Below are 20,481 nucleotides of genomic sequence, written 5' to 3' on the forward strand. Positions count from 1 at the left end.
CTGGTTTCCGACCGGATACCAGCCTACGGTTTGGATCATGACGAACCCGCAGACCGAACCGGCCCCTCTGGATCCCGAGATGTTCGACCCCGTCTGCCCGTCCCCGCTGGTGCCGTTTCGCGTGGGCGACAAGTGGGCCACGCTGATCCTGCGCTGCCTGCAGGACGGCCCGCGCCGATTCTCCGAGCTCAAGATCCCGCTGCGTGGCGTCACGGCCAAGTCGCTGACCCAGTCCCTGCGCAGGCTGGAGCGGGAGGGTTTCGTCGCGCGGGAGGAGTACGAGGGAACGGAGCGCCGTGTCGAGTACGCCTTGACCCCGCTCGGTCTGGGCTTGCTGGGCCCGCTCGACGCAGCCTGCGAGTGGACGCGGGAGCACTGGGACGAGCTGATCGACGCCCAGGAGGCGAGCTTTTCAGGAGGCAGCTGAGTCTGATCAGGCCAGGACACGGGCGCCGGAAGGGCCCTTACGATCGGCTCTCAGGGGGGACCCATGTGCGGCTGTGGCCGGACTCTTGGCAGAGACGCGAGCTTCTGGTGGTTACCAGCCTGACAACCACGATTTCCTCGTCAGCCACCGGTCGCCTGCCGGCCAGGGGGCCTCGTGCCTCCAGCGCCTAGGACCTTTCGTAGGCAGACCTCTGCGCGGGAAGGAATCAGCTGGCCGCCGGGGAGTTCAGGAGTAGGCGTCCTCGACAGCGACTCGTCGCACTGTACGCAGTGTCGACTGGAGACGGTCCAGATCGGGCGAGCCCAGAGCGAGGCGGAGCGCCTGTGGTGTGTGCGTCGAGGTGCTGAACGGCTCCGCCGTGGAGACCGAGATGTTCTGACGCTCAAGGGTGGCGGTCAGGCGATCGGCGCGTGCGTCGTCGGGCAGCGGCAGCCATGTGAAGTAGGACGAGGGGTGGCTGATGACCGGCAGGCCTGCCAGCTCTTGTCTGGCGAGTGTTTGGCGGGCCTTGGCGTCGTCTCGCTTCTGTGCTTCCAAGTGGTCTACCGTGCCGTCTTCGAGCCAGCGGCAGGCTAGCGCGGTGGTGAGGGCCGGAGTGTTCCAGGTAGTCGCCCGGATCGCGCGTTCGAGCGACGGCACCGTGGACGGCGGCGCGACGACGAAGCCGACCCGCAGGCCGGTGGCGATGCTCTTGGAGAGTCCCGAGACGTAGACGGTAATGTCCGGCGCGGTCGCGGCCAGAGGCGGTGGAGGGTTCTCGACCAGGTATGCGTATGAGGCGTCTTCGATGATGAGCGGACCGTGCTGTCGAGCAATCTCGATCAGGCGGGTGCGGTCAGGTGCCGGCATGACCCAGCCCAGAGGGTTGTGCAAGGTGGGCATGGTGTAGATCGCGCGCACAGGGCGGGTCGCGCACAGTTCCTCAAGGGCGTCAAGGCTGGGCCCGTTGGCGGTTGTGGGTATGGGCTCCAGGTCGAGATGAAAGGCATGCGCGAGGACCTTGAAACCCGGATAGGTGAGTGCGTCGACAGCGATGACGTCGCCGGCGTTGAGCGCGGCCATGACGGTGATGGCCAGGCCGTGCTGGGCGCCGCTGGTGATGAGGATCTGATCCGGGTCTGTGGTGATTCCTCGACGCCTCAGGTGCCGTGCGATCGAGGCTCTGTCCTGGGGACGGCCTCGGTGTGGTTGATAGCGCAGCAGCGAGTCGAGGTCACCAGAGGTGGCCACCTCTCGCAGGGCCTGCCGTAGGAGATCAGCTTGGCCGGGCAGCGAGGGATAGTTGAAGCTGAGGTCGACCGCGTTCGTGGGGACGAGCTGCTGATCGATTCCGTGACCAGTGGGGACCGTGATGTCGCGCACGAACGTGCCGCGGCCCTGTTCCCGGCTTACCAGGCCCATCGCTTCCAGCTCGGCGTACACACGAGTTGCGGTCACGACGGCGATGCCTTCGCGGGCGGCCAGCCCGCGGTGTGTCGGCAACCGCGTACCTGCGGCGAGCCGCGTCGACCGGATGTCCGCGGCGAGCGCGTCGACCAACTTCTTGTACCGCGGGGCTGCCATGCACCGAATTGTATCCATGACAATTCTTTGACTGTCCTGTTCACAGGTCCTTACCGTCGAGACCCACTCTTCGGAAGGACAGCCGCCGTGCACATCGCCATCCTCACCTTCGAGGGTTACAACGAGCTCGACTCTCTGATCGCGCTCGGCGTGCTCAACCGCATCAAGACCGACGACTGGCGCGTCACCATCGCCACCCCCAGCGCCAAGGTGAAGTCGATGAACGGAGTCGTCATCGAGCAGATGTCCACTCTTGCGGAAGCGTGCGCCGCCGACGCCGTCATCGTGGGCAGTGGCATCGCCACCCGCGAGGTCGTCGAAGACCCGTCCATCATGAAGGTCCTGCGCGGCCTGGACCCCTCGCGCCAACTCATTGCGGCGCAGTGCTCCGGCGCGCTCGTGTTGGCCAAGCTCGGTCTGCTCCATGACATCCCCGCCTGTACCGACCTGACCACCAAGCCCTGGGTCGTCGCTGCCGGCGTTGAGGTGCTCAACCAGCCCTTCTATGCCAAGGACAACATCGCCACCGCTGGCGGCTGCCTGGCCTCGCAGTACCTAGCCGCCTGGATCATCGCGCGCCTTGAGGGCTACGACGCCGCCGAAAGCGCGCTGCACTACGTCGCCCCGGTCGGCGAGAAGGAGGAATACATCGAGCGCGCCTGGCGCAATATCACCCCCTACCTCCCCGCTCCCGCACCGGCACTCGTCTGACCCACCAGACACAAGGCGCGTCCGCATCACAGGCAGTGGGCGGTGAAGAGAGTCGAAGCCGTCGGCGTCGAAGTCGTGGATCACATTCCGCACCCGGTCGTCGTTGGTGAACGTCACCTCGGCGATCCTCGTCGCGGGCATGCCCTGAGCTGAGAGCAGCACCATCTGGGCCCGCCGCCGGGTCACCACCGATCCGGTGCCCCTGCGGATCATTCGCAGCAGGCGCCGCCCCTTATCGTCATCGATCTCTCGGACACGTACTGGTTCTCCACCCGCACAGCCTCGCGGGCAGAGGGAGCATCTGGGTGAGGGCCCGCCATGTCGGCGTCAGGCCAGCAGTTCCCGTAGCCACGACCGTTCCGCGTGGCTGGTGGTGCGGGCGATGGTGAGCATGCCGCGGCGGTAGGGGTCGTCGGTGTCCTCGGCACCCAGGAGGCGGTCGCCATCGCGGAAGAAGCTTGCGGGCTGTTCCAGGAAGTCCAGCCGCCGGCGAAGTACCGCGTGCTGGTCGGCGAGGTCGGGAAGCTGCGAGAGGAAGGCCAGGACCGTGAAGTACCGGGTGCTGTCGCTGATGTCCAGGCCGTCGGCGTCCCGCAGCCGGCGCAGCAGCTCGGTGCGGCCGGCGGCGGTCAGGCTCAGGGTGTGTCGCTGGACGGCCGAGGCGCCCGGCTCGGCTCTGCGGTCGAGCAGCCCGGCCTTGACCAGGCGGTTGATCGCCGGATAGAGGCTGCCGTCGCTGACCGGGCGGGCATGGCCGGACAAGTGCGCTATCTGGCGCCGTAGTTGGTAGCCGTGCAGTGGCCTCTCGGCCAGGAATCCCAGGATCGCGAGTTCCAGCATGCTGCTACTCTCGCACATCGAAACGAGATACCTCGAATCGATGCAAGGGGCGAGGATGACGTACACCGAGGAATGGGTGACCACGCGAGCGCGCGACGCCTACGACCACGGCCGGGCATCGTTCGACATACGGCCCGAGCGCACGGCGCTGCTGATCATCGACATGCAGGACGAATTCGTCCGACCCGGGTGGAGCCCCTACTGGGTGCCCGCGGCCACCCGGATGGCTCCCCGGCTGCGGCAACTGGTCGAGGACTGCCGAGCCGCCTCGATCCCGGTGATCTGGACCATCTTCGACGACACCCATCTCGGACTGGACCGGCCGCACGCCCTGCCCTTCCTCCCGCATGCCGACACCGACTGGCGCCGCCCGGGCCCCGCCGAGGTATGGGCTCCGATGGGCCGCCGCCCCAGCGAGGCACTGATCCGCAAGCCCTCCTACGGCGCGTTCTACGACACCCCGCTCGACACAATGCTGCGCAACCTCGGCCGCGACACGGTCATCGTCACAGGCACCCTCACCAACTACTGCTGCGGCACAACGGCTCGGCAGGCGTATGAACGCGGCTACAAGGTCGTATTCGGATCCGACACCACGGCCACCGACGACGAGTCCCGCCAGGAACCAGAACTCGCCGTGCTGCGAAAGGGCTTCGCACTCGTGCTGACCGCCGAGGAGATCGCGAACCGACTGATCACAACCAAGCCGGCACCGGAGGACGGGGACAGGGCGAACGTTGCCTAATGCAGCACTAGGCCCTCTTTCGGATCTTGCTTAGGCGGCATCCCACTGTGCTTGTAGCCAGCTGAGTTGCGCCTTGCTGAGCGGAGGCTCGAAGCCTTCAGGGAACATGAGCGTCAACGGCTGCGGCCACATGCTTTCGGGCCCGTGCTCTTCACAATGCAGAGCCACGAGATGCGGCCCCTCCCCACAAGCCTCGCGCTCGTAGAAGCGGTCATGCGTCCGGCAGAAGTACGAGAACACCGTGCAGTCGTCCTCGTCGGTCGGCTCGTAGAAACCGGGGTCCCGGACGATCTCTGTCACCGGTTCTTGAGGGTTGAGCCGAGGGATGGGCCGAGGGTCGCGCCACAGCAGTCGAGGAGGAAGCACGCGATCATTCTGTGCCAAAGGCGGCTTCGAGTCAGCGAGCAGACCAGATGAAGATGCCCGCGAGATGGAGTGCCGCCAGGTAGATAAAGGCGGTCTTGTCATACCGAGTAGCCAGGCCACGCCACTGCTTGAGTCTGTTGATGCAGCACTCGACCGTGTTGCGCTGCTTGTAGGCGTTGCCGTTGAAGGCCGGTGGTCTGCCGCCGTCGCTGCCCCGACGTTTGCGGTTGGCCGCCTGGTCGGCAGGCTGCGGGATCACCGCCCGGATTCCGCGCTGACGGAGATGGGAACGAAGCAGTGGCGCGGCATCGCTACCCGCTACGAAAGACCGCCCAGTCCTACGAGGCGGCCGTGACCCTCGCACCACTCCCCCTCCTCGAACCCCCGGCGAACCACAGGTCAGGCAGTGATTGAACCAGCCGAGGTGGTGTTCGGTCCGCCGCTACATCGGCTGATACCGGCACCTCACCCCCGGCCATGCTTGCCCACGCCGGCCTGGCCGCACTCGCCGCCCAGGCCGGCGACAAGGCAAAGGGGGGTTGCAGAAACGGATTGACCACCGTCCCGCTCACCTCGGCAGAGATCCGGTACAGCCTCCTGCCCCGCCCACGAGCCGACCGCGACACCTCGCCCACGCACTGAAGTGGTCGGCCTGGAGAAGGCACCGCCGAGCCATCGCCGCCGCTGCCCCTACCGAGGACGCAGTACAGGGCACGAACCTGGAGTAGGAAGCACGACGGCGCCCTCCAGAACAGTCCGGACGAGCCGCATGGAGCGCCCCGTCGCCGAGACGGCCCCGGTCATCAACCCGTCCCGCGGGCCCGGACCGCTCGCGGACGCAGTCGTGGACGGTCCAAAGACGCGTCAGCTGACCCGAAGGCCGAGCGCCAGCGTCAGTTCAAGGACCCGGTTCGGCGATGCGAGATCCGGAAACAGCTCCCGCAGCTGCGACATCCGGTACCGGACTGTCTGGGGATGGATGAACAACTCCGCGGCCACTTCGTCTCGCCTGCCCTGGTGCAGCAGCCACGCCCGCAACGTTTCCTCCAGTCGTCGTGCGGTCGCGACGGGCAAGGTTCGCAACGGTGCGAGGGCTCGGGCACGCAGATCTGCGAACGCGTCCGCGTCGGCGCTCAGCACCAGCTCGGGCAGGTGTTCTTCGGTGTCGCGAATGTCCGAGGAGAGCAAGCGCGCGCGTACGGCTCGTGCGTACGAGGCGGAGGCACGAGTCCATGGCCGGGCCGGGCCGACCACTGCGGTGCGGTCGGTCAGCTGCCGCAAGAGATGTGATCGGTCGGCATCGGGGACGAGCAGCACACCGGTGGCGTCCGGCAGATCGTCGAGGACGAGGGTGCTTGGGTCGAGCGTGCGGTAGGCGGGCCGGGCCTGGGCGGCGGGCAGCAGGACCGCGGTCAGCGAACCCGGAGGCTGCCACCCGGCCCGTTGAACAGAGGCCAGCAGCACGTCCGGGCTCGCGCCGGCGAGAAGGTCACGGGCCAGGTGTTCGAGGTGGCGCTCGTGGGCCCTGCCCCGGGCGGCCAGTTCGTCGGCGTGGCCCGCGGCGCTCGCGGCGGAGAGCTCGTCGATGTAGGCGAAGGTCAGCTCGGCGAACTTGGCGACCTCGGCGGCGGGCAGACCTGCGGGTACGGCACCCGCTGCCAGGCATCGCCAGGCCACGCGGGCTCCGACGCGGTAGGCGCTGAGCAGGGCGTCCATCGAACGGCCGTCGCGCACCTCGCCGCGGCCCAGCTCGTAGGCTGCGTCACCGGCGTCGCCGCCTGTGGCGTTCCCGCTCGCGAGGTCCAGGTAGTGCCCCAGGGCGGTGCGGACGGCTCGGCGGATGGTGGCGCCCATGTGGCCCGCAAGGGCGTTGGCGTAGGGAGGGACCTCGTCGATGATCGCTTGGACGACCTCGTCGGCGGTGGTCTTCAGCGCGGCCCGAAGTGCGGTGACCGTTGTCTCATCCAGGGCCAGTTCGCTGGCCCTCCGGACTGCATGGCTCACGTTTCTATTCCCTGCGAACAATTCTGCTGACCAGATTCACGTCCTGCGGTCAGGACTTTACGCCTTGAGGGGCAGCAAGCTGGAGTCATGACGAGTACAGCCCTCCGCAGCAGGGCGTGGAAACTGCTGGAGATGGTCACGACGCCGCTGCTGCCGTCGGACTACCTCGATCTGGTCAGCCCGCTGCACGCGGGCGCTGACCTGCGGGGCCGCATCGAGGCCGTGCACCCCGAGACGGGTGACGCCGCGACCCTGGTGATCAGGCCGGGACGGGGCTGGCGCGGCCACACGGCCGGTCAGTACGTGCGGATCGGGGTCGACGTCGACGGGGTGCGCCTGTGGCGTGCCTACTCGATCACCTCGCCGACGAACCGCCAGGACGGCCGCATCACGATCACCGTGAAGGCGATCCCGGACGGCAAGGTCAGCAACCACCTGGTCCGCAGCGCGAAACCGGGCACATTGATCCAGCTCGACCAGGCGACCGGTGACTTCGTACTGCCGCAGGCCAAGCCCGCCAGGGTTCTCTACCTGACGGCCGGCAGCGGCATCACGCCCGTGATGGGCATGCTGCGCGACACCGAGTTCGACGATGTCGTCATGGTCCACTGCGCGCCACGGCCGCAAGACGTGATCTTCCGCGACGAACTGCACGACCTGGTCGCGGACGAGAAGCTGCGGCTCACCGAGGTGCACACCGACACAGACGGCATGCTCGACATCGCCCGTCTCGACGAACTCGTGCCCGACTGGGCCGAGCGCGAGACCTGGGCCTGCGGGCCCGCGGGCCTGCTCGACGCCGTAGAGGAGCACTGGAGCGAGCACGGCGTCCACGAGCGCCTGCACACCGAACGCTTCCGCCCCGGCATCGTCGTCGCCGGCGACGGCGGCGAGGTCACCTTCAGCGCCACCGGCAAGAGCGTCGACGCGGACGGCGCCACGCCGTTGCTGGACATCGGCGAGGAAGCCGGCGTGCTCATGCCCTCCGGGTGCCGCATGGGCATCTGCTTCGGCTGCGTCACGCCGCTCAAGGCGGGCGCCGTCCGTGACCTGCGCACCGGCGAGATCACCGAGGCCGAGCCGGGCGTCCTCATCCAGACCTGCGTGTCCGCCGCGGCGGGCCCCTGCGACATCGAACGGTAGGAGCACCTTGACCGCCATCGACCCCACCGCCCACCTGACCGCGGAGCAGATCGAGGAGCTCGGCCGCGAGCTGGACGCGATCCGCGACGAGGTGATCGCCGGCCGCGGCGAGAAAGACGCCGCCTACATCCGTAAGGTCATCGCGGCGCAGCGCAAGCTCGAGCTGGTCAGCAGGGGCGTGCTGCTGTTCTCGATCTTCCCGCCCGCGTGGCTGATCGGCACCGCAGGTCTGTCCGTGGCGAAGATCATGGACAACATGGAGATCGGCCACAACATCCTGCACGGCCAGTGGGACTGGATGCGGGACCCGAAGATCCACTCCACCACCTGGGACTGGGACCACGTCTCGCCGGCCGATCAGTGGAAGCACTCGCACAACGAGCTGCACCACACGTACACCAACGTGATCGGCAAGGACAACGACCTCGGCTACGGCATCATGCGCGTCGACGAGGACCAGAAGTGGCACCCGTTCCACCTCGGCCAGCCGCTGTGGAACTTCATCAACGCCTGCTTCTTCGAGTACGGCATCGCAGCGTACGACCTGGAGCTCGGCAAGAACCTGAACAAGCGCCGCCGCAACAACCCGGAGTTCCGCGCGCGGGCCAGGGCCGTGGGCCGCAAGATCCGCAAGCAGGTGCTCAAGGACTACGTGATCCACCCGCTGCTGTCTGGCCCGTCGTTCCTCCCGACGCTGGCCGCCACGTTCACCGCGAACCTGGTCCGCAACATCTGGACCCACTCGGTGATCATGTGCGGGCACTTCCCCGAGGGCGTGCAGGTCTTCGAGCGCCGGTCGATCAAGGGCGAGACGCGCGGCCAGTGGTACCTGCGCCAGATGATGGGCTCGGCGAACATCAGCGGCAGCAGGGCCATGCACTTCATGACCGGCAACCTGTCGCACCAGATCGAGCACCACCTGTTCCCGGACCTGCCGAGCAACCGGTACGCCGAGGTCGCGGTGAAGGTGCGCGCGCTGTTCGACAAGTACGAGCTGGAGTACGTCACCGGGCCGCTGCCCAAGCAGGTCTTCTCCGCGTGGAGCAAGGTCTTCCGGCTCTCGCTGCCGAACAAGAAGCCCAAGATCAAGACGCCGGACCGCGAGCAGGAGCTCGTCGCGGCCTGATTCCCGGTACTGGTTCGCATCTCTCGGCCGTACCGGCGGCACCGCCGGCTTCGGTGAGATCCGTCGCGGACGGTCGGCGGCCGCGACATCAGACCATACGACACGGATCCGGGGCAGCTCAGTGTCCGGCTGCGCTGCCTGGACGTGCGCCAAAAGCTCAGCACCCAGCCCTCGGCGAGGTGTTGCAATGCGCTGACCTGCCGTGGTCGGGCCGGCAGCCGGGTGCGGAGCGCACTCGGTTTGCCGACGGGCGGGCTGGGTGGAAGGCATGGGCTGTGACACGGGTCAGCGGCGGGCACCTCTCGGACCCGCAGCCGGTGGACCTGCTGCCCGACCGGGAAGCATCCACCCTGACCGCCTTGCTCGCGATCCTGTCCCTGGCCGCTTGTCGGCAGTGTCGTCCACGGGAGCGGATCCGGCGCAGTTTGTCGACGGCGACCTCTGGTGGGCGGGCCTTCGCCAAGTGGCCTTGCGCTGACAGCTTCTCTCTCGGTCCGGGGGCAGAGTGGAAGGGGTTCTGGCACTTCTCCCATCGGTCCGCTCTTCTTCCTCGTCGCTGAGTGTCGTTGCTCGACATCGCCCCCTCCCTCCCACCGGCGCGGTGCCGAGGCGTACTGCACCGCATACCGCGGTGGGCGCATCAGCGTCATCGACACCACTGCACCCTTCGCCGACGAGGCCCGCCTGAGCCACCCCCTACGCCGCCCCTGCTCGGCGATGGGTGCGACGGTCGGGCCGGGGTTGCGCAGGGGCCCGCCCGGATTGCTGAACCGTGATGGGCCACCGCCGGCCGCGTGTATCCGGGCCTCGAGATCGGCCAGCTCGCCGGGCAGGTCCCCCAGTCGCGTGACGATGCGGGTGTCGCTGTGCGGACCGGCTTCGGACCGCGACAGCAGGTTCGCCATCTCCCGGTCCGGAAAGACGACGTGGCAGCACGGCACCGCGATGCCCAACGCGAAGACGTCGTACGGGGCGTTCACCGTCCAGGGCTTGGTCCGGTCGATGAACAGCTCGACTTTCAGGTCCACGGCAACGCGCACCGACAGCATCCGGTCCGCTAACGCGCTCATGCGCGGCCGGCCCGACCTCGGGCGAGCCGTGTCGAGTCCGATCTCCTGGTGAAGGTCCCTCCGTTAGAGGGGTCCTGGGTTCCGAGGGCGGTGTAGATCCGTGGGAATCGTCGCTGCCGCCCGCCGTAGTAGAGGAGCGCGCGCGGCCTGCGCGGTCTGGGACCGCGGGCTCAGACGAGCGCGGCGGCCAGCAGGGCGAAGGCGGCGATGATGACGGCGACGCGGACAGCGTGGAAGCGGTCCCAGCGATTCGCCTGCTCCTTCCAGTCCTCGGGCCGGTTCTCGGGGGTCCACGTCTTGCTCCGGTTGTTGATCGGGACGAGCAGCAGGACCGACATGAGCACGCTGAGGATCAGCAGCGCGGCGGCGGTCACGACGAGGCCGGAGCCGTGGTCGTGCCATCCGGCGATGGCCCAGACCGCGGCGAGGGCGAGCGAGCCGATGTACCAGACCGGCATCACGGCGCCGAGCATCCGGCCTCCATGGGCGCGGCCGAGCTGGCCGTTGTCGCCGGGGAGTGCGTCGAGGATCCGGTTGATGACGAAGGCGACGGAGAACTCCACCCCCACCATCACTCCGACGACCACGATGGTGACGACCTTGAGTGCGTCGAGCATGATGACCCCTCCTGCGTTCTAGCGTCGCTAGCTGATGAGGCAACGCTAGTACTACTACTGCTCAGTTGTCTAGCGGTGCTAGGCTCGGGTCATGTCGGTACAGGAACGCAAGGAACGCGAACGGGCGGCACGCGAGCGCCTCATCGTGGCGACGGCCCGCGAACTCGCCGAGCAGCAGGGCTGGGACGCGGTCACCACCCGCCGGCTTGCCGAGCGCATCGAATACAGCCAGCCCGTCCTCTACAGCCATTTCCGCGGCAAGCGCGAGATCATCGGCGCCGTCGCCCTGGAGGGTGCCGCCGAGATGGCCGCGGCGCTGCGGGCCGCGACCTCCGCCGCAAACGGCCCCCGCGCCCGGGTCACCGCTCTCGCCCGCACCTACCTCGACTTCGCCGAGCGCAACCCAGCGGTCTACGACGCCATGTTCCAGCTCGACGGCGGTCTGGCCTTCGCGGTCGACGACACCCCGGAGCCGCTGAAGGACGGCTTCGCCGCCCTGCTGGAAAGCCTCGGCGAGGTCGCCGGGGACGGCGTCCACCCGGGCCTGTTCACCGAGGTGTTCTGGGCGGCCCTGCACGGGCTGGCCACCTTGACCCGGGCGGGACGGCTGCCGCCGGCGGAAGCCGAGCGGAGGGTGGAGCTGCTGGTTGACCGGCTCACCTTGGTCTGACGCACCGTCCGGGCGTACGGGCAGCCGTGGTCTTCCGTCCCGGCTGCCGGCGGCCTACGGCACCGCCGCTCAAGAGCCGCCGCACCACGCCGCGAGCCACGGCCGGGACGTGGCCGCCCAGCGATCACCCTAGTGCTGTGGCCGGATAGGTTCGCCGGGTTTCGGCTCGTCTGGGGGCCTGGACCGGTTGGATGGGTATGAAGGCCGACCCCATGCATGGAGGCGTGGTGGCAGAGCTGGTCAAAGTCCGGAGGTCGACCGATCGGAGAGGCAGCGGCTGCAGGAGATCGTGCGGCGGGGCAGCACCAGCTCGGTGCGGTATCGGCGCGCGATGATGCTGCTGGCCTCGGCCGGCGGGAACCCGTGTACCGGTCATCGCCAATACATGCAGGCCGACGAAGACATGGTGCGCGACGTCATCCATCGCTTCAACGAGATCGGCCTGGCCGCTCTGGACCCTCGGTGGGCGGGAGGCCGTCCCCGCCAACTCAGTCCTGACGACGAGGACCACTTCGTCGTCGAGTCGGCCGCCACCCGTGAGGGCATCCGCTGGGGCGGACGCCCCCTGGCTGCCCCAGCGTGACCAGCCCGGCGAACCCATGCGGTCACAGCACGAGCAGCCCAGCCATCGGGCACGCTTGTCCGGTCGTGAAGCGGCGGAAGGTGTCCTCGGGGTAGGGCTATGCCTGTCCCCGTGCCCGGTGCCGCTTTGCGTACGACCAGGTCACCGCGGTCATCAGGGCCGGGATGGCGAACAGCGGGGCGAAGACGAAGCCCCATACGGTCTGTGCCGTACCACTCGACATGTACGTCTGACTCTCGACGGTGAAAGCGACCACGAGTTGCCACAGTGCCACCAGGACCAGGACCCCCGAGGCGGTCCAGGCCAGTGCGGCCAGGGCCCGGGGGCGCAGCGGCCGCCACCGGTCGCTGACGAGCAACAGCGGAAACAGAGCGGCCAGCTCGGCCAGGACGGAGAGGCCGACGACGTATGCGATGCCCCAGCCCGGTATGTCGAAGACGTCGCGCAGCACCTGATCGCTGTAGCCCACATAGACACCGGATGCCATGGCAATGCGCCACAGGCCGGACGGAACTGCGCACAGAGCGATGGCGTGGGCGGCGCGACGAGCCCAGACGGGCGCGGGCGCGGAGACGGGGAGAGGAGCGGGCGCTGTGGTCATGACGTACATGCTGGTCCTGGACACGGCAGCCGCGCGTCAACCGCTACGGCGGACCGTCTCCCCCCTGCGGAGGAAGGCGCGCCCGCTGGGTAGACCTGAGGAGGACTCAATCGCCGGACAGGCCAGGTTGTCCACCCGTCCAGCTGATCGAGACATCGCGGCCAGACCCGGTGAACGTTCATGGTCACAGCACTAGCTGTGCGCGATCCGGCTCCGGCGCCATCAACGCCGCCCGGCCGGGTGACGGTGTTCAGTGTGGCGTCGGATTGGCGCCAGCAGGTCGGCGGCCAGGGCCAGGCGCCACTCGGTCAGGTAGGTCATCGCAGGGACACCGACGGCATTGCGAAAGGACTCGGCCAGCGTCGTTCGTGACACGCCGACCTCGGCGGCGGCCCAGCGCCAGCGTCCAGTCGTTCGCCAAGTCCTCGTGGAACAGGCGCAGCGCCTCGCCGCCACCGGATGGGTGTGCGCCCTGTACCAGGCCGGGGCCACGGTCTCAGGCCGGTCGAACCACACCGGCGGCACCGAGATGAGCAGCAGATCGAGCAGGTGGTGGTGTGGATGAGCCTGCGGCGTACGGAAGACCGCTGGAGGAGCCTGGGGGTTGTACGGAATCGCTGAGAAGTCCCAAGGTTCCCGGGCAGCGGACAACCGCCCAGCGGCGAGGCCGCACATGGCTACCGGCCTGCGCTTGCGCGGGCCGGTGCGTACCAGCCACGGTTCGTCGGCCGCGACCACTGAGGAACACCGATCGAAACAGCGCCTCGTCGCTCGCGGCATCGCCACCGAGTCCGAGACTGCCTGTCCTTCCGGCCCTGACCGCGCCCCGCGACCCTGCAACTACTGCTGGTGCAGGGCGCGCCCGGCGAGGGTGAGGAAGGTTTCACCGATGGCCTCGGAGAGCGTTGGGTGGGCGTGGATGTGGCGGGCGACGTCGGAGGGGTCGGCGTCCCAGCCGACGATCAGCTGACTCTCGGCGATCATCTCGGAGACATTCGGTCCCACGAGGTGGACACCGAGCACCGGCCCGCCACGCGCGGCGACCACCTTCACCATGCCGCCTTGGCCGTGCACCATGCCCTTGGCCACTGCGGTCAGGGGCATGGTGTTGACCATCACGTCGTGGTCGCGTTCCCGTGCCTCGGCCTCGGTCAGACCGACCGACGCGGTCTGCGGCGAGGAGTACGTGACCCTTGGGACCGCCGCGTAGTCCAACGGCGGCGAGGGCAGGCCCGCCAGAGTCTCGGCCACCAACAGGCCCTCGGCGAAGGAGGCGTGGGCCAGGCCGGGTGAGGGCGGCGGCAGCAGGTCACCGACCACATATATGCCCGGCACGGATGTCTCAAGCCGGGACCAGTCGGCGGGCGCGACAAAGCCACGCCCGTCGGTAGTCAGCCCGGCCGCGGCCAGACCGAGCCCGTCGGTCACGGGCGCGCGACCTACGGCGACCAGCAGCCGCGCGACCTCGACCGTGCGGGTCTCACCGCGTGAGGTGCGGACCTGCGCCCGGACTCCACCGTCGAGCACCGTCGCGTCCAGCAGCCGTGCGCCCACCTGCACGTCGATGCCGCGCTTCTTCAAGCCGCGCGCCAAGTGGCGTGACACGTCCACGTCTTCGAGCGGTAGGAGCCGGTCCGCTGCCTCGACGAGGGTGACCTCGGCGCCCATGGATCGGTGGAACGAGGCGTACTCGACGCCGATCGCGCCACCGCCGAGCACCAGGACGGAGGCCGGCAGTCCGGCCGCGAACAGGGCGTCGTCGCTGGTGACGACGCGGTTCCCGTCCGGGGGCAGCCCCGGCAGCGTACGAGGCCGGGAGCCCGTCGCCAGGACGATGCCGCAGCGCGCAGTAAAGGCGGCGCCGCTTGCCACTCGTACGCTCCTTGGCCCGGTCAGCTGCGCACTGTCGCGCACCACTTGGACGCCGGCGTGCGAAAGGTGTCCTTCGACGCCCTTGTGGTTGCGGGACACGATGTCGTCCCTGGTGGCTACGAGCGCCGGCCAGTCCACCGATTCAAGGGTCGCCTTGACGCCCCACCGCTCTCGCGCCTCGGCTATTCCGTCGACGAGTTCGGCGGCGTGCAGCATCGCCTTGCTGGGGATGCAGCCCCGGTGCAGGCATGTACCGCCCACCTTGCCGCGCTCCACCAGGACGACTTTCCGGCCGAGGGACGCGGCGCGCAGGGCAGTGCTGTAACCGCCAGTGCCCCCACCGATCACGATGACATCGATTTCATGATTGTCCGTCATGAGCACAACCATGCGGTCACCCTTGCCATAGGTCCAAGGCAATGTTTCTCTGACATCGATGCACAGCGTTTATGGGTTTACGGGGAGAGAACGGGATGAGTCTGCGGCAGATGGAGTACTTCGTCACGGTCGTCGAGGAGGCGTCCTTCACCCGAGCGGCCGAGCTGCTGCATGTCACACAGCCCGCCCTCTCGCACCAGATCAAGGCACTGGAGAAGTCCGTCGGTGGCGCGCTGCTGGAGCGCATGCCGCGCGGCGTGCGGCTGACCGCGATGGGCCGTGCCTTCCTCCCGCATGCCGAACTCGCCGTGCACAGCGCCGGCCAGGCCCGGCGGGCCGCCAGGGCAGCCGCCGGGGCGGAGGGCGGCGAAATACACATTGCGACCGTGCACTCCGTGGCCGTGGGCATTCTGCCCGACGTCTTCGCCCGGTGGCGCCGCGCGCACCCGGGCGTGGCCCTCGTGCTGCACGAGTACGCGACGACCGAGGCGCTGGAGGAGCAACTGGAGCGGGGGGTGGCCGACCTGGCGGTCGGGCCGGCCCCGGCGCGCTCGTGGCAGGGCCCGGTCGTGCCGGTGGGCGAGGAGGAGATCGTGCTGGTCGCAGCCTTCGACGACCCTCTCGCGGGGCGTGGTTCGGTGCACCTGGCGGAGCTGGCCGACCGCACCTGGGTGCGGTGCGCGATGGAGGCGGTGATCGACGGGCAGCGGTTTCTCGACTGGGCGTGTGCCAGGGAAGGGTTCGTACCGCGCACAGCGGTACGAACCGAGCACACCTCCACGGCGGTGCGCATGGCGGCGGCCGGCGTCGGCGTCGCCACGGCGCCATCGCACGTCGTGCGCGGTGCGGTGGGCGAGGACTGCGTGGTACTCCCGGTCGATCCGCCGTGGCGGCGCGCCCTGACCGTCTTCTCCCGCGTGGAGCTCACGGGCGCGGCGTCGGCGTTCGCGGGCCTGCTCTGTGAAGCGTGGCCGTACAGGAAGCCCGGGAAGCATCTGGAAGAGGCATATGAGATGTGCGAGGGCCGCACTGCGGCAACGTGACGCGGAGCACAGAAAGCCGACGCACTGGCCCTGGTCAGCCTTCCAGAGCCAGCCGCCGAGCTTGGACTCGGCGCGGCGTTGGCCGCAACGGAGCTGAAAATCCTTGCTGCACGCCCCCGGAGGCTGCGGACCGTACCGGGCGCATCCGGCAACGTGCCACCTCGATGCGGTGACCTGGTTCCAGGAACCCGACTCGGGCAGTGCATTTGCAGGCGATCGCCACGGCAGTCCTGCAGCTCACCCCTATCGACATCCGGCACCGCCGGTGCGATCGGCGCCGCCCCCGCAATGTGGAGGGTACTGTGCTGCCGTAGTGCAGCACGGTGTTGCCGAGTTCCAGTACTCGACGACCTGGAGCCCACCGTGGATCTCTCGGCGCAGGCCGGGGCTCGCCAGGTAGTCGCGGGCGAAGATGATGCGCACGGCGCGGCCGAGTTCTTCGAGGGCCTGGCAGGTGGGGTGCTTAGGGCCGCCGCGGGTGAAGCGCCGCAGCACCTGATCGGCCTCCGCCGTCGCGAGGCGGAGCACGGTGGCGTACTTGACCATCTGGTCGTACTGCTGCTCGATCAGCTCCCAGCGGATCGGCCGAGTCAGCGAGGCACCGGGGGCCGGCCAGCCGGGCGGCGTGTCGTCCGGGCGGTCACACTAGGAGCCTGACCCGCACCTCACCACTCTCACGGTCCACCTGCACCGCATGACTGGCTTGCAATCCGGACTGCCAGCAGCGCCGACCTGAGAGCGGCACGAACGCCCTCAAACTCCACATTATCCCGGCCCATTGGGCCCAGTTCTCCGCCAGGGACCCACCCCACCATCCAGGGCAGCTACCAGCGGGTCCGCGCCTACTTCCGGGAGAAGCACCTGTCACCGAGCCCCGTCACAGCTCGCCCACCGTCACCCCGCGCCGTCGCCGGATGGATCGTGCGCCGTCCGGAGTCCCTCCCCGAGACGGAGCACCTTCGAATCAAAGCCGTTCTGGCCCACTCCCCCGCACTCGATGCTGTCACCGGCCACGTCCGCTCCTTCGGCCAGATGCTCACCGAGCGCCAAGGCGAACGACTGCCGCAGTGGCTCGACGCCGTCCGGCGAGACGACCTCCCCCAGCCTCCACACCTTCGGTGCGGGCATCGACCGTGACCGCGACGCGGTGATTGCCGGCCTCACGCTGCCCTGGAGCTCCGGCGCCGTCGAAGGACACGTCAATCGGATCAAGATGCTGAAGCGCCAGGTGTTCGGCCGGGCCGGCTTCGAACTTCACCGAAAGCGAGTCCTGCTGTCGTGACTCAAGCTGTGCCATTGGACAGGGGTCCAGGAAGTTGCGCGAAATTGGCAAGCCCCCCGCCCGGCCTCGGTGCTACCCGACCCGCGCTCGCCGCCACTCCACTTCCCCGGCGGCCATCGGGGCCTGGATGCTGTAAACGTCGCCGACCCGCAGATTGTCCGGCGTGCTGTACTCGCCGTAGGTGCCTATGACGGAGACGGCCACATGGGAATCGGGCTGCCAGAAAGTACGGAAATGCGGGGCATTCACCGGGACTTCCGGGATCTCCAACAGGGTGACGCCGCGCCGCACCAATAGGCGTTGGAGCTTTTCGAACCGAAGCCTGGGAGTGAACCGCCCGTACCGGGCACGAAGCGCGTCGTTGACGAGGGTGCGGTCCCGGTACGCGAGCCGGTGCACCTGCAGGGTGCAGTGGTGGCCCGACCAGGGATGGTCGGCGGAAGCGCGGTCCCAGTAGAACTCGGCGAGGCCGTAGTCACGGCACATGCTGCGGTCGCCGAAGGTGTTCTCGGCGAAGTCCGACCCAAGGGCCTTGGTGACGTGGCCGGGAGAATCCGCGGGGCCCACGCCGAGCAAGGTGCCGGTGGTGACGAAGTCCACGTAGAACGCCAGGGAATGCGGAGTCATGGCCGATCCTCGATGCGGTGTGGTCCAACGTGATAAGGGGAGCGTCCCCACCGGGAGTGTCCACCACCCGTGTCCACCCGCATGGGAACCGCCGGGCCCCGGTCGACCCGGCAAAGACCTTACTCCGCCCCGGCCGCTTCACTACCTCCAGACTTCCAGGACCCACGTCTCGCTTGTCTCGCCCATTCCGCGCACCGAACATCTCCAGTTAATGCAACCTCCCGGAGGCCGAGGCGAGCGTCAGCCGTCGCTCAGCGTGCTTGCTCCACGTAAGCGAGAACCTGAGAATCGGGAGGCACCCGGCTGCTCAGGTGTGACGGGCGAGCTTGACTGCTGAGACGAACAGGATTACGGCCAGCGCGGGGATGAGCACCAGGTCCGGGAACACGCCGAGAAGCACTCCGCCCAGTACTGCCCCAGTGATGGAGCCGGCGGCCATGACCGCCGTAAAGCGGAGGTTGGCGCTGAGGACGGCGAAGCTGCCGTCGCGGCTGTAGCGGGCGAGCGCGACCAGCATGGTCGGCAGGGATACCAGCAGGGAGAGACTTCCGGCGGTCTTGATGGCCTCGCCGAACAGCAGCACGATCGTCGGGATCAGCAGCTCGCCGCCGGCCACGCCCATGATCGCGGCAACCACACCGATGCCGAACCCGGCTGCGACTCCGGCGGGGATCTGGGCCCAAAGCGGCAGCGCGAGGGTATTCAGGGTGGTGGTGTGGGTGACCACGAGCGCGGCAGCCATAAGGACCATCAGGGCCGCCAGCACCTTGTAGAGGGTGGTGCTGCGCATGCGGACCGCCCAGGACGCGCCGGCCCAGGCGCCGAGGAGGCTGCCGGCCAGCAGGTTGATCGCGACGGGCCAGCGGGCGGCGACCTCGGCGGCCGGGACTGCGGTTAGCCGGGCGGGCAGCGCGACCAGGACCACGACCAGGCTCATCGCCTTGTTCAGGATGATGGCCGAGAGCGCGGTGAATCCAAAGAGGCTGATCAGCAGTGGCAGGCGGAATTCGGCACCGCCCAGCCCGATCATCCCGCCCAGAACGCCGATGGCCGCTCCCGCACCGAACACCGCAGGTGCTGAGTGCGTCGGCCGCAGGGGACGGAGGGTCTGGTCCGTGGTCATGACGGCCATCCTCGCTGGTGGCCTGCCTCTGCTGCTACGGCGCGCTCCGACCTTCGGGGCAAGCCACCCCGACCCCGCCATCGGGTCTTGCGCCGCTCTGTCACCGGGATGCGCCGGCAACACCGAGGCGACGCTCTGCTCGACCCCGCGGCCATCGACTCCTGGTTCCGCGAAACCACCGCGGCCGACCCTTGGGCTCCAGACCCGCTGCCGCACACGGTCGACCGCGACGTGCGTGCCCAAGTCGACGTATCCCTGGCCGCGGTAGCGGGGGTGGGCGTTGCCGATCGTCAGCCACCGGTTGGCTTAAGCAGCGAGGCGGGGGCCGAAGCGGCAGGACTGTGACAGGGACAGGGCGCCCGTCGAAGCCGGTCATGATGTCGCGGGCGCCGCGCCATCCGTAGATGGCCTCGGCGGAGTCGCCGACCATGACCAACTGGGCGTGGGCGCGTTAGGCGGCGATGATCCGTCCGAGGACCGGGTTGGTGTCCTGTGCCTCGTCGAGCAAGAGGAAGTCGGCTCGATCTCCGGTTCGGACAGGGCCCACATCTTCAGGTAGTGGTCGTGGTCGAAGCTGGACGCTTCCCACTCCGGGTGCTGGAGTCCGGGCCAGGCGTTGCGGGCGAACGGCAGTACAGCCCTGCTGACTTCGGCGTGGAGGTCCTCGCCCTCCAGGCCCCGGATCGCCCGTGGCCACCCTCAGCCCCGCGCCGTGAGGGGAGGCCCCGGGGCCGCCGCGGGGGTGTCAGCGCCCCGGGCTATCCTTCCCGGCACCGCACACCGACCGTGAGGATCATCAGTAGTGACCGGCCTGTCCGCCTTTCCGCTTCCCTTCCAGAGCACCCGTTCCCCGGCGTTCACGACGCCCCGGACGTTGCGGGAGCTGCAGATGATGCAGTGCAGTTCGCACCTGCGCGCCAAGCCCGCGTGGTTCGACAAGATGAACGACGCCGACGTCACCGCCCGGTGGACGCAGGAGGCGATGGCGCAGGGCATGACCGAGGCTCAGGTGCGCTACGTCCTCGCCGAGCTGGAGCACTACGCCGCCTTGCGGGACGCGCGCACCGGCGTCGAAGTCTCCGCGGTCGACGGTGTCTGGCAGTCTGACATCCTCGTCGACGAGGAGCTCAGGACCCGGCTGCGCGAGGCGGTCCGGGTCCTGGAAGAGGTCCCGGAAACGGAGCGGGACTGGCACCCAGGCTGCGACGGCCAGGTGCTGGACCTCGTCCATCCCTCCCTGTTCTGTCTGGTGAGGGAGGCGAGCGGAGGTCCCGAGCAGGCGTGGCAGAACCCGACGAAGCACTACGCGAAGTACGAGTTCTCTGAGCGGTTCCAGTGGCTGCCCACGGACGTCGACGTCAGCGCCGACGGAGCCGTCGCCTTCCGCTCGTACGTCAACAACGTCCACCCCGAAGAGCACCGCGCACTGGAGTCCGTCCTGCCGGACCTGTTCGCGCGCCTGCGCCCGCTGTTCGAGAACGTGCTCACCGATCTGCGGCACCCGCGGCCCCTGCGGATCGAGGCCGACCCCTACAGCTGGTACGACTCCGAGCCGGAGTACCCGCACAAGTCGTCCTACCCCGACAACGACGCCTACTTGGAGGCCCGCGCCGCCTGGGACGAGGCGTACGAGGAGTGGTTCGAGAACCGCCACCCGATCGTCCCGGAC

The 20,481-nt window shown here is 68.6% G+C and carries 19 protein-coding genes and 6 pseudogenes; 9 read left to right on the forward strand and 16 right to left on the reverse strand.

Features of this window, described 5'->3' with window-relative positions; all coding sequences use genetic code 11:
- Window positions 1-37 precede the first annotated feature (37 nt).
- The gene (locus E2E34_RS07265) at window positions 38-427 is read left to right on the forward strand and encodes a winged helix-turn-helix transcriptional regulator (protein WP_138901093.1); all 390 of its coding nucleotides are present in this window, start codon (window positions 38-40) and stop codon (window positions 425-427) included.
- A 246-nt stretch (window positions 428-673) separates the two neighbouring features.
- On the opposite strand, the gene E2E34_RS07270 is transcribed toward E2E34_RS07265, so the two are convergent.
- Window positions 674-2,011 (reverse strand): aminotransferase-like domain-containing protein, encoded by a 1,338-nt coding sequence (locus tag E2E34_RS07270; protein WP_138901094.1) that lies wholly within the window; start codon window positions 2,009-2,011, stop codon window positions 674-676.
- 87 nt (window positions 2,012-2,098) lie between these two features.
- Here E2E34_RS07270 and E2E34_RS07275 point away from each other — a divergent pair, with 87 nt between their 5' ends.
- Complete coding sequence (locus E2E34_RS07275; RefSeq protein WP_138901095.1) at window positions 2,099-2,722, forward strand: DJ-1/PfpI family protein; 624 nt, start codon at window positions 2,099-2,101, stop codon at window positions 2,720-2,722.
- Window positions 2,723-2,764: 42 nt separating this feature from the next.
- On the opposite strand, the pseudogene E2E34_RS37115 reads toward E2E34_RS07275, so the two are convergent.
- Both E2E34_RS37115 and E2E34_RS07285 read right to left on the reverse strand, forming a co-directional pair.
- Window positions 2,765-2,935 (reverse strand): annotated as a pseudogene (locus E2E34_RS37115) (helix-turn-helix domain-containing protein); the annotation flags it as partial.
- Window positions 2,936-3,049: 114 nt separating this feature from the next.
- Window positions 3,050-3,562: a PadR family transcriptional regulator gene (locus tag E2E34_RS07285; RefSeq protein ID WP_167518240.1), complete on the reverse strand. Its 513-nt coding sequence runs from the start codon at window positions 3,560-3,562 to the stop codon at window positions 3,050-3,052.
- 55 nt (window positions 3,563-3,617) lie between these two features.
- Here E2E34_RS07285 and E2E34_RS07290 point away from each other — a divergent pair, with 55 nt between their 5' ends.
- Window positions 3,618-4,307 (forward strand): cysteine hydrolase family protein, encoded by a 690-nt coding sequence (locus E2E34_RS07290; protein WP_138901097.1) that lies wholly within the window; start codon window positions 3,618-3,620, stop codon window positions 4,305-4,307.
- 30 nt (window positions 4,308-4,337) lie between these two features.
- Here the strand turns inward: E2E34_RS07290 and E2E34_RS07295 are convergent, their stop codons facing one another.
- From E2E34_RS07295 to E2E34_RS07305, 4 genes and pseudogenes are all read right to left on the reverse strand, one after another.
- Window positions 4,338-4,607 (reverse strand): hypothetical protein, encoded by a 270-nt coding sequence (locus tag E2E34_RS07295; protein WP_138901098.1) that lies wholly within the window; start codon window positions 4,605-4,607, stop codon window positions 4,338-4,340.
- Window positions 4,608-4,704: 97 nt separating this feature from the next.
- A pseudogene (locus tag E2E34_RS35330) lies at window positions 4,705-4,968 on the reverse strand (IS5/IS1182 family transposase); the annotation flags it as partial.
- A 434-nt stretch (window positions 4,969-5,402) separates the two neighbouring features.
- Window positions 5,403-5,513: pseudogene (locus E2E34_RS37615) on the reverse strand (membrane protein YczE); the annotation flags it as partial.
- 24 nt (window positions 5,514-5,537) lie between these two features.
- Window positions 5,538-6,677 (reverse strand): PucR family transcriptional regulator, encoded by a 1,140-nt coding sequence (locus tag E2E34_RS07305; RefSeq protein WP_138901100.1) that lies wholly within the window; start codon window positions 6,675-6,677, stop codon window positions 5,538-5,540.
- An 87-nt stretch (window positions 6,678-6,764) separates the two neighbouring features.
- Between E2E34_RS07305 and E2E34_RS07310 the strand changes: the two genes are divergently transcribed.
- Both E2E34_RS07310 and E2E34_RS07315 read left to right on the forward strand, forming a co-directional pair.
- Window positions 6,765-7,820 (forward strand): ferredoxin reductase, encoded by a 1,056-nt coding sequence (locus E2E34_RS07310; protein ID WP_138901101.1) that lies wholly within the window; start codon window positions 6,765-6,767, stop codon window positions 7,818-7,820.
- Window positions 7,821-7,827: 7 nt separating this feature from the next.
- A complete protein-coding gene (locus tag E2E34_RS07315; RefSeq protein ID WP_138901102.1) occupies window positions 7,828-8,946 on the forward strand; it encodes a fatty acid desaturase family protein in 1,119 nt (372 codons plus the stop codon).
- A 1,240-nt stretch (window positions 8,947-10,186) separates the two neighbouring features.
- Here the strand turns inward: E2E34_RS07315 and E2E34_RS07325 are convergent.
- Window positions 10,187-10,633, reverse strand: coding sequence for an anthrone oxygenase family protein (locus E2E34_RS07325; protein WP_138901104.1), 447 nt, complete (start codon window positions 10,631-10,633; stop codon window positions 10,187-10,189).
- A 91-nt stretch (window positions 10,634-10,724) separates the two neighbouring features.
- Here E2E34_RS07325 and E2E34_RS07330 point away from each other — a divergent pair, with 91 nt between their 5' ends.
- Window positions 10,725-11,303, forward strand: coding sequence for a TetR/AcrR family transcriptional regulator (locus E2E34_RS07330; RefSeq protein WP_138901105.1), 579 nt, complete (start codon window positions 10,725-10,727; stop codon window positions 11,301-11,303).
- Window positions 11,304-11,530: 227 nt separating this feature from the next.
- A pseudogene (locus E2E34_RS07335) lies at window positions 11,531-11,877 on the forward strand (helix-turn-helix domain-containing protein); the annotation flags it as partial.
- A 106-nt stretch (window positions 11,878-11,983) separates the two neighbouring features.
- On the opposite strand, the gene E2E34_RS07340 reads toward E2E34_RS07335, so the two are convergent.
- The 3 genes from E2E34_RS07340 to lpdA all read right to left on the reverse strand — a co-directional run bounded on the left by E2E34_RS07340 (window position 11,984) and on the right by lpdA (window position 14,737).
- Complete coding sequence (locus tag E2E34_RS07340) at window positions 11,984-12,373, reverse strand: hypothetical protein (protein ID WP_244315555.1); 390 nt, start codon at window positions 12,371-12,373, stop codon at window positions 11,984-11,986.
- A gap of 336 nt (window positions 12,374-12,709) precedes the next feature.
- Window positions 12,710-13,225 (reverse strand): helix-turn-helix transcriptional regulator, encoded by a 516-nt coding sequence (locus E2E34_RS35890; RefSeq protein ID WP_138901106.1) that lies wholly within the window; start codon window positions 13,223-13,225, stop codon window positions 12,710-12,712.
- A 102-nt stretch (window positions 13,226-13,327) separates the two neighbouring features.
- Entirely contained in the window at window positions 13,328-14,737 is a 1,410-nt protein-coding gene (gene lpdA / locus E2E34_RS07350; protein ID WP_138901107.1) for a dihydrolipoyl dehydrogenase, read from the reverse strand.
- A gap of 95 nt (window positions 14,738-14,832) precedes the next feature.
- Between lpdA and E2E34_RS07355 the strand changes: the two genes are divergently transcribed.
- Window positions 14,833-15,780 carry a LysR family transcriptional regulator gene (locus tag E2E34_RS07355; protein ID WP_138901108.1) on the forward strand — a complete coding sequence of 316 codons (948 nt, stop codon included), beginning with the start codon at window positions 14,833-14,835 and terminating at the stop codon, window positions 15,778-15,780.
- A 327-nt stretch (window positions 15,781-16,107) separates the two neighbouring features.
- Here E2E34_RS07355 and E2E34_RS07360 read toward each other — a convergent pair.
- The 5 genes and pseudogenes from E2E34_RS07360 to E2E34_RS36280 all read right to left on the reverse strand — a co-directional run.
- A pseudogene (locus E2E34_RS07360) lies at window positions 16,108-16,374 on the reverse strand (Tn3 family transposase); the annotation flags it as partial.
- 300 nt (window positions 16,375-16,674) lie between these two features.
- Window positions 16,675-16,908, reverse strand: a complete 234-nt coding sequence (locus tag E2E34_RS07365) for a hypothetical protein (protein WP_138901109.1) — start codon at window positions 16,906-16,908, stop codon at window positions 16,675-16,677.
- Between the two features lie 226 nt (window positions 16,909-17,134).
- The gene (locus tag E2E34_RS07370; protein ID WP_138901110.1) at window positions 17,135-17,689 is read right to left on the reverse strand and encodes a hypothetical protein; all 555 of its coding nucleotides are present in this window, start codon (window positions 17,687-17,689) and stop codon (window positions 17,135-17,137) included.
- A 307-nt stretch (window positions 17,690-17,996) separates the two neighbouring features.
- Window positions 17,997-18,812 carry a sulfite exporter TauE/SafE family protein gene (locus tag E2E34_RS07375; protein ID WP_138901111.1) on the reverse strand — a complete coding sequence of 272 codons (816 nt, stop codon included), beginning with the start codon at window positions 18,810-18,812 and terminating at the stop codon, window positions 17,997-17,999.
- Window positions 18,813-19,121: 309 nt separating this feature from the next.
- Window positions 19,122-19,496, reverse strand: a pseudogene (locus tag E2E34_RS36280) (UvrD-helicase domain-containing protein); the annotation flags it as partial.
- Window positions 19,497-19,614: 118 nt separating this feature from the next.
- On the opposite strand from E2E34_RS36280, the gene E2E34_RS07385 reads away from it, so the two are divergent.
- On the forward strand, window positions 19,615-20,481 hold an 867-nt coding region (locus tag E2E34_RS07385; protein WP_138901112.1), incomplete at its 3' end, for a DUF4246 family protein.

It is taken from the genome of Streptomyces albidochromogenes, assembly GCF_005981925.1.
Lineage (GTDB): Bacteria > Actinomycetota > Actinomycetes > Streptomycetales > Streptomycetaceae > Streptomyces > Streptomyces albidochromogenes.

Coding starts and splice junctions, on each gene's coding strand:
- E2E34_RS07265 (WP_138901093.1), top strand. CDS start 38: ATGACGAACCCGCAGACCGAACCGGCCCCTCTGGATCCCGAGATGTTC.
- E2E34_RS07270 (WP_138901094.1), bottom strand. CDS start 2,011: ATGGCAGCCCCGCGGTACAAGAAGTTGGTCGACGCGCTCGCCGCGGAC.
- E2E34_RS07285 (WP_167518240.1), bottom strand. CDS start 3,562: ATGCTGGAACTCGCGATCCTGGGATTCCTGGCCGAGAGGCCACTGCAC.
- E2E34_RS07290 (WP_138901097.1), top strand. CDS start 3,618: ATGACGTACACCGAGGAATGGGTGACCACGCGAGCGCGCGACGCCTAC.
- E2E34_RS07310 (WP_138901101.1), top strand. CDS start 6,765: ATGACGAGTACAGCCCTCCGCAGCAGGGCGTGGAAACTGCTGGAGATG.
- E2E34_RS07325 (WP_138901104.1), bottom strand. CDS start 10,633: ATGCTCGACGCACTCAAGGTCGTCACCATCGTGGTCGTCGGAGTGATG.
- E2E34_RS07330 (WP_138901105.1), top strand. CDS start 10,725: ATGTCGGTACAGGAACGCAAGGAACGCGAACGGGCGGCACGCGAGCGC.
- E2E34_RS07340 (WP_244315555.1), bottom strand. CDS start 12,373: ATGGCATCCGGTGTCTATGTGGGCTACAGCGATCAGGTGCTGCGCGAC.
- lpdA (WP_138901107.1), bottom strand. CDS start 14,737: ATGACGGACAATCATGAAATCGATGTCATCGTGATCGGTGGGGGCACT.
- E2E34_RS07355 (WP_138901108.1), top strand. CDS start 14,833: ATGAGTCTGCGGCAGATGGAGTACTTCGTCACGGTCGTCGAGGAGGCG.
- E2E34_RS07365 (WP_138901109.1), bottom strand. CDS start 16,908: ATGCCCGCACCGAAGGTGTGGAGGCTGGGGGAGGTCGTCTCGCCGGAC.
- E2E34_RS07370 (WP_138901110.1), bottom strand. CDS start 17,689: ATGACTCCGCATTCCCTGGCGTTCTACGTGGACTTCGTCACCACCGGC.
- E2E34_RS07375 (WP_138901111.1), bottom strand. CDS start 18,812: ATGACCACGGACCAGACCCTCCGTCCCCTGCGGCCGACGCACTCAGCA.